Raw genomic sequence first — 12325 nt, 5'->3', positions numbered from 1 at the left:
CCGACCCCTTCCGCTCGGGAACACCATGCCGCTTCGCCGCTACCGCGCGGTCGGCAGCTTCATTCCCAGGAGCACCAGCTTGCCGTCGATCCCGAACCAGTGCGGCACGCCTGCGGGAACGAGGATCACGTCGCCGGTCGCGAGCCGACGGGTTGTTCCGCCGTCGATGCGACTGCCCTCCACCAGCCCGGACCGCGTTTCCTTCGCGTCCGCCATCGTGCCGCCGGACACGAGCGTGCCCGCTCCCTCTATGACGATCGCGTACTCGGCCTCGTCGGGATGGACCGCGGGCTTGCCCGGCGCTTTCCAATATTCGAGCGCCGCGACCGTGCGCCCGTCGCTAACGAGCGGTTCGTACGCGAAGCTGCTCTTCCCCATGCGCGCCGCCATCGCCGCGACCTTCGCGCGTATCTCCGCCGCGCTCGCCATTTGAGCGGGCGCGGTCTGCGCGATCGCGGGACCAGCGGCGAGCAACGACGCGGCGAATATCAGCCAAGGCAATCGCAGCATGGTCATCGGCGTCCCTCCACGTTGACGGTCAGGAGTGGCGCACTTGTCGGACAGGTTCAATCCGTTCGATGGTCGTAGCACGTGGGAAATACGAGCAACCGGAACCGCGATGTTCACCGATCATAGAACGGACAACCATCACGCTCGCCAGCGCTTCATTTCCCTCGAAGACGCTCGTCGCTGTTGCATCGACGTGCGACGTTCCCACCCGCTCGTCGCTGTTGCATCGACGTGCGACGTTCCCACCCGCTCGCCGCGCTGCAATTGACTGTAGGCCGTGACCGTGCTCTCTATGGGAGCGCTACCGCGATTGGTTCGGGATGCTACCGGATCGAAGACCTGCCAATATGCCGCGATAGAAGGCGAGAAGCAGGTTGGCGTGAGGGGATGAAGAAACGCAGCATGACGTTCGCACGCGATCCGGAACCCGCCATTCGTCTAAGCGGAACGGCCTTCCTGCCGACGCCATCAGCCTTACCGCGCTGGCCTAGGCGAGCCGGGCAACGGCACAGGATCGGTGCAACCTTTGGAACAGCACCGCCAGGCAGCCGAATGCGCGGCAGCCGGCCGTGCCCTTCCGGCGTGTCGATCGAGCAATCGGGTTCAGGCAGCGTGCCGACCCGCGCCTCGATCAATAGCGACTGCCACAATCAATTCGACCGCTCCGGCTTCCGCCTGGCTGCGAGCTCGAAATCGATCCGAAATCGTACGGGCAAGGTGGTGTTGATTGCCAACGAGGTGTTCCGTTTCGCCAGCCATGTTCTCTACGGCATGGGTGCGCGGACCGCGTTGCCGCCGGGCACGATCGAGCGCGATACCGCGGTGGCGCGTCGGGCGCGGCGCGCGAACCAGCTCAACACCGAGCGCCTGACGCGCAGTTTGCCGACGCACCGCCAGCTGATCGAGCGCATCGTCCAGCACGGGATGCAGCCGCTTTGACCAACCGAAAGCTCCCATCCATGCCGACCACCCTCGCCCGCCTGAGCCTAGGCGCAGTGCTTCTCGCGGGAACGATGCCGGCGCTGGCCGCGCCGCAACTCGACGGGGTGGTGAGCGATCACGCGGTGATCCAGCGCGGACGACCGATCGCGCTTACCGGGCGGGCCGCGCCGAACGAGACGGTGATGATATCGCTGGCGGATCGCAGCGTGACCGCGCGCACCGACAAGGCCGGGCGGTTCGACGCGCGCCTGCCCGCGATGTCGGCGGGTGGCCCCTACGACCTGACGATCGCGGCGCCGAGCGGGGCGATGGCACTGCACGACCTGCTGATCGGCGACGTGTTCCTGTGTTCGGGGCAGAGCAACATGGAATTGCAGGTGTCGCAGGCGCAGGACCTGATCCCAGACGCGCATCCCGAGGGCGACGAGAAGCTGCGGTTGCTGACCGTTGCCAAGGTCTCCGCCGCCAGCCCGGCCGCGCGGTTCGACGCTCAACCGGAGTGGACGGTGGCAGGGCCGTCGAGCGTGCCCGGCTTCTCCGCCGCGTGCTTCTACATGGTGCAGGCGCTGCGCCGCAGCGCCGACGTGCCGATCGGCGCGATTCATTCCAGCTGGGGTGGCTCGCGGATCAGCGCGTGGATGAGCGATCCGGCGCTGCGCGAGGCGGGTATGGCCGCGCCCGCCGACCTGCTGCGGCTCTACGCGCGCGACCCGGCGGCGGCGAACCGCCAGGCGTCGTCCATCTGGGAAAGGTGGTGGCGCGCCGGGTCGGGCGACGCGGCGGGTCGCGAACCGTGGCAACCGGACGCGGCGCTCGACTGGCGCCCGGTGCCGGCGATGACCAACTTCGAGACTTGGGGCGTGCCCGAGCTCGCCGACTATAACGGCATGCTGTGGTATCAGCGCACGGTCGACGTGACCGCCGAGCAGGCGCGCGGTGCGGCGACGCTGGTGCTGGGCCGCGTCGACGATGCCGATCGAACCTGGGTCAACGGCGTCGGCGTCGGCGGCAGCAGCCTCGCTTCGGCGTCGCGCGTCTACGCGCTGCCCGCGGGTACGTTGAAGGCGGGCCGCAACGTCATCACCGTCAACGACGACGACGTGTACGCCTATGGCGGGATGACCGGCCCGGCGGAGACGATGCGGCTGTCCTTCGCCGATGGCAGCAGCGTCGCGATCGGCGACGGGTGGCGCTACGCGGTGGCGAAGCGCCTCTCCGGTGCCGCGCCGCGCGTGCCGTGGGACGACATCAACGGCGCGGGCACGCTGTACAACGCGATGATCGCGCCGCTCGGCCTGATCCAGCTCGCCGGCGTCGCCTGGTACCAGGGCGAGTCGGACACCGGCATTCCGGGCTACGATCGGCGGCTGTCCGCGCTGATCGCCGACTGGCGACGTCGGTTCGGCACGCCGGACACGGGCTTCGCGATCGTCCAGCTCGCCAACTACGGCGCTCCCGCCATCCAGCCGGGCGAGAGCGGATGGGCCGACGTGCGGGACGCGCAGCGCCGCGTCGCTGCCGCCGACGCGCACGCGGGCATCGCGGTGGCGCTCGACCTCGGCGATCCGCTCGACATCCATCCGGGCGAGAAGCACGAGGTCGGGCAGCGGCTCGCCCGCGTGATGCGCGCCGCAGTCTACCGCGAGCCGATCGCGCCGTCCGGACCCGCGATCGCCGCGGCGCGCGCGAGCGCCGACGGTGGCGTCACGCTACACTTCACCGGCGTCACCGGCGCGCTGCACGTGCGCAGTGCGGCGCGGGCGATCGGGTTCGAATTGTGCGGCGCGGGTGTCGACACGTGCCGCTACGCGATGGGGAGCGTGTCGGGCAGCGAGATGACGTTGCCGGGCGACGGCCGTCCGGTCACCCGCGTCCGCTACGCCTGGGCCGACGCGCCGGTCACCAACCTAGCCGACGAGGCCGGGCTGCCGGTCGGCACGTTCGAGGTGCCGGTGACGAGCACGCCGTGACGATCATGACCGGCGCGTGACGCGCCCCGAGCGGGAGATGACGACCATGCGCGCAACCATCGGCGCGGTGCTGCTGGCGACGACAGCGGCGATCCCGGCGCTGACCGCAGCGGCACCGATCACGACTTCGACGGCAGATACCCCTGCCCGGCCATTTGGGGCGCAACGTGGCGACGGAGCCGAGACGCTGGCGCGCGCGATCGTGGCGCGCATGACGCGCGAGGAGAAGCTGTCGCAGATGCTGAACGTCGCGCCGGCTATCACGCGGCTCGGCGTGCCGGCATACAATTGGTGGACCGAGTCGCTCCACGGCGCGCTGGGGCCGCTCGCCGCGACGAACTTCCCCGAGCCGATCGGTCTCGCCGCGACGTTCGACGCACCGCTGGTCCACGACGTCGCGGGCGCGATCGGCACCGAGGTGCGCGGCCTGCACACGCTCGGGCGGCAGACCGGGCGCAACGGACGGATCGGCACCGGGCTCGACACCTGGTCGCCCAACATCAACATCTTTCGCGATCCGCGCTGGGGCCGGGGCCAGGAGACCTACGGCGAGGACCCGTACCTGACCGCCCAGATGGGCGTCGCGTTCGTGACGGGCATGCAGGGGCCGAACCCCGACCGGCCGCAGGTGATCGCGACCCCCAAGCATTTCGCGGTGCACAGCGGACCCGAGGGCACGCGCCACCAGGCCAACGTCTTCGTCTCCGCGCACGATCTGGAGGATACCTACCTGCCCGCGTTCCGCGCCGCGCTGGTCGAGGCACGCGCGGGATCGGTGATGTGCGCCTATAACCGGATCGACGGCCAGCCCGCCTGCGCCAGCGACCTGCTGCTGAAGGATCATCTGCGCGGCGCCTGGGGGTTCACCGGCTACGTCGTGTCCGACTGCGACGCGGTGAAGGATATCGCCGACAACCACAAATATGCTCCAGACGGCGCCACCGCCGTCGCCGCGGCGCTGCGCGCGGGCGTCGACAACGAGTGCAACACCGAGACGCTGAACGACACGGTCGGGCTGGAGGACCGCTACCGCGAGGCGCTGCGTCGCGGGCTGATCACCGAGGCCGACATCGATCGCAGCCTCGTCCGCCTGTTCGCGGCGCGCTACCGCGTCGGCGACCTGCCCGGGCTGGCCGGCGCGCGCGGTGCGGTGCCCGCCAGCATGGTCGGCGCGCCCGAGCATCGCCGCCTGGCGCTGGCCGCGGCCGAGCGGTCGATGGTGCTGCTCAAGAACGACGGCGTGCTGCCCTTCAGACCCGGCGTGAAGATCGCGGTGGTCGGTCCGCTGGGCGACGCGACGCGCGTGCTGCGCGGCAACTACTCGTCGCCGCTGTCCGGGCAGCCGGTGTCGGTGCTGGAGGGACTGCAGGGCGCGCTCGGGACCACGCAGGTGTCGCTGGTGCCGTTTGGCGAGTCGGTGACCGACGGCGATCGCGTGCCGACCGCCGCGTTGCGAACGCCCGACGGCAAGCCCGGCGTGCTCGCGCGCTACTTCAATCCCGCCACGCCGATGCCGACGCGCTTCGCGCCCGGCACGCGCGAGAAGCTGATCGCCGCGGCCAAGTACCAGACCACGCCCGTCGCCACGCGGATCGAGCCGGATGTGGGCGACCGCAACCTCGATTTGCCGAAGGTCGCCGACGTGCACCGCACCGAGTGGACCGGTTTCCTGGTGCCGCCCGAGAGCGGCACCTACCGCGTCGGGTTGTCGGGTGCGGGCGGGACGATGACGCTCGACGGCCGCATGGTGTCGGACCGGCGCAAGGCGCGCTGGAACGACCTGCCCGGCATGATCACGCTCGATCTGCAGGGTGGTCGCCGCTACGCGATCCGGGTCGAGGGAAGCGGCGTCGATCTGGTGTGGAAACGCGTGTCGCGCACGCCCGTGGCCGACCTGCGTCGCGCCGCCGCCGCGGCGGACGTGCTGGTTGCGGTGATCGGGCTGACTTCCGACCTGGAGGCGGAGGAAACGGGCGTTTCGGTGCCCGGCTTCGCGGGCGGGGACAAGACCACGCTCGACCTGTCGGCGGACCAGATCGCGATGCTGGAGGCCGCGCGCGCCACCAGCAAGCCGATCGTGCTCGTCGCGATGAACGGTAGCCCGATCAACCTCGCGTGGGCGAAGGACAATGCCGCCGCCATCCTTGAGGCATGGTATCCCGGCGAAACGGGCGGCGCGGCGGCCGCCAACATCCTGACCGGTCGCACCAACCCCTCCGGGCGCCTGCCGCTCACCTTCTATCGCAGCATCGCGGACCTACCGCCGTTCGGCGACTATGCGATGAACGGGCGCACCTATCGCTACTTCACCGGAACGCCGGTCTATCCGTTCGGCCACGGGCTGAGCTACACGCGGTTCGACTACGCGCCGCTGACGGTAACGCCGGCGCGCGGCGGCGCCGAAGCGGGCGTGCGCGTGACCACGCGGGTGAGCAACCGCGGCGACCGCGCGGGCGAGGAAGTGGCGCAATTGTACCTGACCTTTCCCGATCGCCCCGGCGTGCCGCGCATCGCACTGCGCGGGTTCCGCCGCGTCGCGCTGCGCCCCGGAGAGACGCGCGAGGTCGCGTTCGCGCTCTCCCCGCGGGACCTCAGTTCGGTGACACCCGCTGGGGCGCGTTCGGTCGCGGGCGGCAGCTACCGCGTGACGGTGGGCGCGGGACAGCCGGGCACCGGCGCGCCGTTCCAGTCGGCCGCCTTTACCGCCCGCCAGTCGGCGGAGTTGCCGAAGTGAGCGCGCGCTCGATCCGCCGCGCACTCGCGACGATGCTGCTGGCGGGGCTGTCCGCCGCGTCGATCGCCACCGCGCAAGGCACCGATCCGCTCGCCGCGACCGGCCGCTGGAGCGCCAATACCGAGGGCAGCGCCCCCCTGCCGCCGATGGGCTGGAACTCGTGGAACGCGTTCAACAGCGACGTCGACGAGGAGAAGGTGCTCGCCTCGGCACGCGCGCTGGTCGACACCAAGCTGGCGGCGCTCGGCTATCGCTACGTCGTGATCGACGACGGCTGGTGGCTCAAGCGGCGTCAGCCCGACGGACGGATGCTGATCCGCACCAGCCACTTCCCATCCGCCGCGACCGGCTCGGACCCGAGCTTCCGCCCGCTCACCGACCGCCTGCACGCGATGGGGCTGAAGACGGGGATCTACTCCGACATCGGGCGCAACAGCTGCGGCCAGATCTACACGCCCGATTTCAAGAACCAGCCCGAGGGCAGCGTCGCCGAGCGCGAGGTCGGCCTGTACGGCCACGTCGATCAGGACATCCGACTGTATTTCGCCGACTGGAACTTCGACTTCATCAAGGTCGACGGCTGCGGCGCGCGCGGCCTGCCCGCGGATGCGCCGCGCGTGCGCTCCGGAATGTACCGCGCGCTGCCGCCGCTGGTCGACATGCAGTCGCTCGGCGGATCGGACGTGGCGGGCATCCGCGCGCTCTACGAGCAGGTGCACGCGGCGCTGCGCATCCACGCGGCGGGACGCGATTACGTCTACGCTTTGTGCCTGTGGGGGGCGGGCAACGTGCGTGCCTGGGGCAAGGACGTCGGCAACATGTCGCGCACCAGCGACGACATACAGCCGGTGTGGGCGCGGATGCTGACCAACTTCGACACGGTCACGCACCGCGCGCTCTACGCGCATCCGGGCTCGTGGAACGATCCCGACATGCTGTTCGTCGGCAAGGGCGACTTCGACGCGGCGCACCTGACCGAAGCGCGCTCGCACCTCGCCTTGTGGGCGATGGTCAACGCGCCGCTGATCATCGGCTACGACCTGCGCGCGCTGACGCCGCAGTTGCAGGCGATCTTCGGCAATGCCGACATCGTCGCGCTGAACCAGGACGCGGCCGGCAATCAGGCGGTGCTCGCCTACGATTCGGACGAGGTTCAGATCCTGGTCAAGACGCTGGCCGACGGCGACAAGGCCGTGGCGGTGTTCAACCGCACCGCCGCGCCGGTCAAGGCGATGCTTACCGCCGCGCAGTTGAAGCTAAACCCGGCGGCGGACGTGCGCCTGCGCGACCTGTGGAGCAAGGCTACGCAGACGTTCCGCGACGAACTGCCGCTGACGCTCGCGGCGCACGAGACGCGCATCTTCCGCGTATCGGGTACCCGCCGCCTACCGCAGGGGCGCTACCTGTCCGAGCTGACCGGCCGCGTCAATGCGGCGGTGGACGGCGTGGTGGTGCCCGAGCCCGATCCGACCATCCACCACTCGATCACGCCGTGGATCGGTACGCGCGGCACGGGCGAGCACCCGCAATATGGCGGCTGGGGCGGCGCGGAGGTCGATCGGGCACCGTACGGCAAGCTGATGCGCGTCGCGGGCAAGGAATATGACACCGGGATCGGCGTGCTGTCGAACTCGCGGCTGGAGGTGCGCAACCAGGACTATACGCGCTTCGCCGCGCAGGTCGGGATCAACGACTCGGGTCAGCCCGGCTCGGGCACGACCACGTTCGAGGTCTGGGGCGATGGCCGGCTGCTCGCGCGGTCGCGCGCGATGGCGTTCGGCGACGCGGCCGCGCCGCTCACCGCCGACGTCCGCGGTGTCAGGATCGTCGAGCTGGTCGCGCGCGCGAACGGTGCATCGCCCGGTGCACGCCCCGCCCCCGCGATCTGGGCGGACGCCGCGCTGCTGCGGTGATCCCGCCGGCGGGTGCGCGGTCCCGTGGCAGCGTTCACCCGCCCGGCGGCGCGTTATAGCGAACCGGGTAGCGCCGTGACCGGAGCGGCGCCCTTCGGCACCGCTCCGGTCGCGACCGTCTGATCAGCGCAGGTCGAGCACCAGCACCGATTTCGCCGGTACCGTCGTGCTCAGCGTGCCTCCCGCCACCTGCGCGGCGGTGAACGGCTGCGGCGTCACCGTGTCGGGCGCGGCGAAGCTGTTGTGCGCGTCCATCGTGGTGGCGGTGACGATCCGGCCGCTCGCCTGCGTCGCCTGCAGTCCGGCGAGCGACAGCGTGACCGGCATCGCGCGGTTGGGATCGAGATTGACCAATGCGACATGGACCTGCCCGGCCGTGTCGCGCACCGCCGACGCGCTGACCGCAGGCAAGGCGAACTCGTCCTTGTGGTAGTAAGGCGAGGTCAGCGTGACCGGCAGCGTCGTCGCGCCCTGCCACGGCTTGTACAGGTCGAACACCCAATAGGTCGGCGTCTTTACCATGCGCGCGCCGTCGGTCAGCAGCATCGCCTGCAGCACGTTCACCATCTGCGCGATCGCCGCCATGCGTACCCGGTCGGCGTGGTGCGCGAAGATGTTGATGTTGAGCCCGGCGACAACCGCGTCGCGCAGCGAGTTCTGCTGCTCGAGGAAGCCGGGATTGCTGCCCGGTGTCGGGTCGTACCACGTGCCCCATTCGTCCACGGCAAGCATCACGCGCTTGGCGGCGTCATACTTGTCCATGATTGCCGCGTGCTTGGTGATGAACTCGTCCATCATCAGCGTGTGCGCCATGGTGGAGGCCCATTCGCGCTCAGGGAAGCCGAGCGCCGGCCCCTTGTCGTTCCAATCCTTGTCGCGCGGTCGGGTGTAGTAATGGAGCGCCAGCCCGTCGATGTTCTTGCCCGCGATCCGCATCATCGCGTCGGTCCAGTCGTAGTTGGAGTCGCTGGGACCGCTCGCGATCTTGAGCATCGGGCCGTTGGCGGACTTGGCGAACTGCGCGTAGCGGTTGGTCAGGTCGGCCGCGTATTCGGCGCGCATGTTGCCGCCGCAACCCCACAATTCGTTGCCGATCCCGAGGTAGCGCACCTTCCACGGCGCGGGATGGCCGTTGCGCTCGCGCTCCTTCGCCAGCACCGTGGTGCCCTTGGGCGCGGTCATGTACTCGACCCACTGCGAGGTTTCGGCCGGGGTGCCGCTGCCGACGTTCGCGGATACGTAGGTGCTGCCGCCCAGCCGGTCCATCAGCCCGAAATACTCGTGCGTGCCGAAGCTGTTGTCCTCGTTGACGCCGCCCCAGTTGGTGTTGACCTTGGTCGGGCGCTTGCTTGCCGGACCGATGCCGTCGCGCCAATGGTATTCGTCGGCGAAGCACCCGCCTGGCCAGCGGACCATCGGCACGTTGATCGCCTTCAACGCGGCGAGCACGTCACTGCGGTACCCGCCATCGTTGGGGATGCGCGATCCGCGGCCTACCCAGATACCGCCGTAGATGCCGTGGCCGAGATGTTCGGCGAACTGGCCGAACACGTCGGGGTGCATGACCGGGCCGGGCTTGTCCGCGGCAAGCGTCGCGGTGGTGGTGGCGACCGGCTCCTGCGCCATCGCCGCGACCGGCACCGTTCCTGCCAGCAGCAGCGCGAGCGATGCCATGCGCTTGTGCCCCGCGCGCGTGGACCGACCGGTGACGTGGTGATGCGAAATCATGCTCTCCCTTTCGGTCGCCTCGGTCCGGAGACGGACACGACCCTCCTTATTTGTCGGACTAATCTAACGGGTCGATCTGCCGAGTGCGAGCATTTTTCACGGGCGCTGGAACGACCACCGGCCCGCCGGGCTGGCGGGATCGAACGGCGCGAGGCTCGGCGTGCTGGCGCCGATCGCGACGAGCGCGAGCCTGTCGCGACCCGGCGTCACCTTGGGCATGATGCGGTAACTGCCGTCGGTCAGCTGATCCACCCGTCACAATTGCTCGTCGGCGCCGGTGAAAGCGGGCACCGTCTCCACCTCGCCGCGCGCGTTCGCGGCCAGCGCGCGGTTAGTCTCGGCGATGGCAATCTTGTAGAAAGGCGCACCGAAATAGCCGCCCGCGCCCGCGACCGGCGTGATCGTCCAGCGCTGGTGCGGGCGGTTCATGTAATCGGCCAGATCGACGCGGATGCGCCCGCTCGGCCACACCGCCGAGTCTTCCGCGAGCGTCTGATCGGGCAGCGGCACGACCGGGTCGGTCGGCTTCGCCATGAAGCTGCGCCGCGGATCGAACGGCACGCGCACTACGTCGGTGGCGAGCCCCAGCGCGTAGCCGCTGCGGTCGGAGCTGATCTCGTAGGTGCCGGGCACGACGTTCTCGCCCGCCACCGGCCAGCCATCGGTCCAGCGCAGTGGCGCGATCGCGAGCACGCTGCGTCCGCTGCGATCGAGATCGGCCTCGTAGTGCATCGAAAATTTCTCGACGCCGCCGTCCAGCTGAATCAGCCCGAAGTGACCGGGGCCGAAATTCCGCCCGCGCGCGCTCACCACCATCTTGCCGCCGCCACGGAGCAAAGGCGTGCCCATGTGGTCGAGATAGGGGCCGAGCGGGCTGCGCGCGCGTCCGACGCGGATGTGATAGGTCGAGTTCGGGCCGTCGCAGCAGGTGCCATGGGTGCCGAGCAGATAGTACCAGCCGTCGCGGAACATCATCGCGGTGGCTTCCATGTCGATCGCGACGTCGACAGGCTCGTTGCCCGCCACGCGCAGCCCGGTCTTCGGATCGAGTTCGACGATGCGGATCGGCCCGAAATAGGTGCCAAAGGTCAGCCACAGCCGACCGTCCTGGTAGAGGAACGCCGGGTCGATCGCGTCGGCCGTTTCCACCCCATCGCTCGACGCGACGACGCCGACGTCGTGATACTTGAACCTGGGTGATTTCGGATCGAGCGACAACGTCCACATGATCTTGACCTGGCTTGCATGTTCGCCCGACATGCCGCCGCCGCCGACCGCGTAGGCGACGTAGTAGCGCTCGCCGATCTTGATCACGTCGGGCGCGACGCCGCCGCCGGGCCGCTCCGGTCCGCTGCGCCACGTCCAGCCGTCGCGCGAAACCAGACCGCCGCCGCGCGTCCCGAACGTATAGTAACTGCCGTCCGATTCGGTGACGGTGGAGGGATCGTGGATGAAAACGTCGCCGGCGAGTTGCGCCGCGGCGGGAACCGCGCCAGCCGTCAGGCCGAGCGCGAGCGCGATAATGGTTGAGCGCTTAGCGGACATCGTTCTTGATCCCGGTGATCGGTCGCCCTTGGGCATCGAGGAAGCGGACGCAGAAGTCGCTGAGCCCGGGCCCGTTGATCACCGCGCCGCGAATGACGTTGCGTCCCTTTCGCAAGGTGATGCGGTCGGACAGCACGTCGTCCACCACCATGCGGCGATCGTTGAACAGTCCGACCGCCTCCTGCCCGTTCAGCCACCACATCGATGCCGAGTTCGAGCCCACCGCCATGCGCACGTCGCGCATCTCGCGCGGTGAATCGACGATCGTCACCGCCCAGAAGATCACGCCGTAGGTCGGCTTGCCGAGCGCCTTGGCGAAGTCGAACAGTCGGACGTTGAACGCGGTCGATCCCAGCGCGTGCCACTCGAGGGACTGCGCACCGGCGCGCACCACCTGCCCGTCGCGCGGCATTGCCGTCATCTGACCGGGGAAGTAGGGCGTGGTCAGCGCCTGGCGGACGTAGCTGCCGGTGAAGCCGGCGTTGCTGCGATTGGGCTTGTTGATCGGCTCCAGCAGCAGCCAGCGGCGCAGAAAGCCGTCGCGATCGGGCGTCGTCGCGCCCGGCGTGACCCGCTGAAAGCCGGGCGGCACGACAGCTTGAGCGCCAACGCCCGTTCGGGGCGCAACCTGCTGCCCCGATACGCCGGTTGCCGCCAGCGCCAGCCCGGCCAGCGACATCAGAGCCGCGAGGCGACGCGCGCGTCGTTGCGGACCCGTCATGCGCGTGACACGCGTGGTCGGCGCGGAGCTGCGCCATCATTGTCGCTGTATCGCCCGATCATTCCTGCTCCCTTGCCGATCGGGTGACGGGGTTCGTCGTCCGCGAACCTACTGCCATCACCGGCTTGTCGGCGGCAGGATGATACCGCTACCCACTCAGGTCAACGAGAAAGCAGTTGGCAACGAACTTGACCATCCTTGCACTGGCGGGACGCAATGGTAGCGCTATAGTGAACTCAGACGGAGCGGTGGCGTACACGCC

The 12325-nt window shown here is 69.4% G+C and carries 9 protein-coding genes; 4 read left to right on the top strand and 5 right to left on the bottom strand.

Translation table 11 applies throughout. The features are described 5' to 3' along the window. Nucleotides 1–39: 39 nt before the first annotated feature. The gene (locus tag ACFDS6_RS05310) at nucleotides 40–516 is read right to left on the bottom strand and encodes a cupin domain-containing protein (RefSeq protein WP_375271073.1); all 477 of its coding nucleotides are present in this window, start codon (nucleotides 514–516) and stop codon (nucleotides 40–42) included. Between the two features lie 546 nt (nucleotides 517–1062). On the opposite strand from ACFDS6_RS05310, the gene ACFDS6_RS05305 reads away from it, so the two are divergent. Genes ACFDS6_RS05305 through ACFDS6_RS05290 form a run of 4 tightly spaced genes read left to right on the top strand, consistent with a single transcriptional unit; the run spans nucleotide 1063 to nucleotide 8069 of the window. Next, on the top strand, nucleotides 1063–1449 hold the full coding sequence (locus ACFDS6_RS05305; protein WP_375271072.1) for a hypothetical protein: 387 nt from the start codon (nucleotides 1063–1065) through the stop codon (nucleotides 1447–1449). A gap of 20 nt (nucleotides 1450–1469) precedes the next feature. Further along, on the top strand, nucleotides 1470–3422 hold the full coding sequence (locus ACFDS6_RS05300; protein ID WP_375271071.1) for a sialate O-acetylesterase: 1953 nt from the start codon (nucleotides 1470–1472) through the stop codon (nucleotides 3420–3422). Nucleotides 3423–3468: 46 nt separating this feature from the next. Beyond that, nucleotides 3469–6156 carry a glycoside hydrolase family 3 N-terminal domain-containing protein gene (locus ACFDS6_RS05295; protein ID WP_375271070.1) on the top strand — a complete coding sequence of 896 codons (2688 nt, stop codon included), beginning with the start codon at nucleotides 3469–3471 and terminating at the stop codon, nucleotides 6154–6156. A gap of 32 nt (nucleotides 6157–6188) precedes the next feature. Further along, complete coding sequence (locus ACFDS6_RS05290) at nucleotides 6189–8069, top strand: NPCBM/NEW2 domain-containing protein (protein ID WP_375271107.1); 1881 nt, start codon at nucleotides 6189–6191, stop codon at nucleotides 8067–8069. A 123-nt stretch (nucleotides 8070–8192) separates the two neighbouring features. Here the strand turns inward: ACFDS6_RS05290 and ACFDS6_RS05285 are convergent, their stop codons facing one another. The 4 genes from ACFDS6_RS05285 to ACFDS6_RS05270 form a co-directional block, all read right to left on the bottom strand. Beyond that, on the bottom strand, nucleotides 8193–9797 hold the full coding sequence (locus tag ACFDS6_RS05285; RefSeq protein WP_375271069.1) for an alpha-N-arabinofuranosidase: 1605 nt from the start codon (nucleotides 9795–9797) through the stop codon (nucleotides 8193–8195). Between the two features lie 96 nt (nucleotides 9798–9893). Further along, entirely contained in the window at nucleotides 9894–10049 is a 156-nt protein-coding gene (locus ACFDS6_RS05280; protein ID WP_375271068.1) for a hypothetical protein, read from the bottom strand. 3 nt (nucleotides 10050–10052) lie between these two features. Further along, nucleotides 10053–11342: an arabinan endo-1,5-alpha-L-arabinosidase gene (locus tag ACFDS6_RS05275; protein ID WP_375271067.1), complete on the bottom strand. Its 1290-nt coding sequence runs from the start codon at nucleotides 11340–11342 to the stop codon at nucleotides 10053–10055. Next, nucleotides 11332–12021, bottom strand: coding sequence for an acetylxylan esterase (locus tag ACFDS6_RS05270; protein ID WP_375271066.1), 690 nt, complete (start codon nucleotides 12019–12021; stop codon nucleotides 11332–11334). The genes ACFDS6_RS05275 and ACFDS6_RS05270 overlap by 11 nt, the downstream gene beginning before the upstream one ends. Nucleotides 12022–12325 lie beyond the last annotated feature (304 nt).

The sequence above is a fragment of the Sphingomonas sp. genome, from assembly GCF_042095875.1.
In the GTDB taxonomy this organism is placed as follows: Bacteria; Pseudomonadota; Alphaproteobacteria; order Sphingomonadales; family Sphingomonadaceae; genus Sphingomonas.
This window is presented reverse-complemented; position numbering and strand designations above follow the sequence as displayed.

Bases quoted from the DNA above. Each gene is read 5' to 3' on its own strand.
- ACFDS6_RS05310 (WP_375271073.1), bottom strand. From the start codon at position 516: ATGACCATGCTGCGATTGCCTTGGCTGATATTCGCCGCGTCGTTGCTC.
- ACFDS6_RS05305 (WP_375271072.1), top strand. From the start codon at position 1,063: ATGCGCGGCAGCCGGCCGTGCCCTTCCGGCGTGTCGATCGAGCAATCG.
- ACFDS6_RS05300 (WP_375271071.1), top strand. From the start codon at position 1,470: ATGCCGACCACCCTCGCCCGCCTGAGCCTAGGCGCAGTGCTTCTCGCG.
- ACFDS6_RS05295 (WP_375271070.1), top strand. From the start codon at position 3,469: ATGCGCGCAACCATCGGCGCGGTGCTGCTGGCGACGACAGCGGCGATC.
- ACFDS6_RS05290 (WP_375271107.1), top strand. From the start codon at position 6,189: ATGCTGCTGGCGGGGCTGTCCGCCGCGTCGATCGCCACCGCGCAAGGC.
- ACFDS6_RS05285 (WP_375271069.1), bottom strand. From the start codon at position 9,797: ATGATTTCGCATCACCACGTCACCGGTCGGTCCACGCGCGCGGGGCAC.
- ACFDS6_RS05275 (WP_375271067.1), bottom strand. From the start codon at position 11,342: ATGTCCGCTAAGCGCTCAACCATTATCGCGCTCGCGCTCGGCCTGACG.
- ACFDS6_RS05270 (WP_375271066.1), bottom strand. From the start codon at position 12,021: ATGTCGCTGGCCGGGCTGGCGCTGGCGGCAACCGGCGTATCGGGGCAG.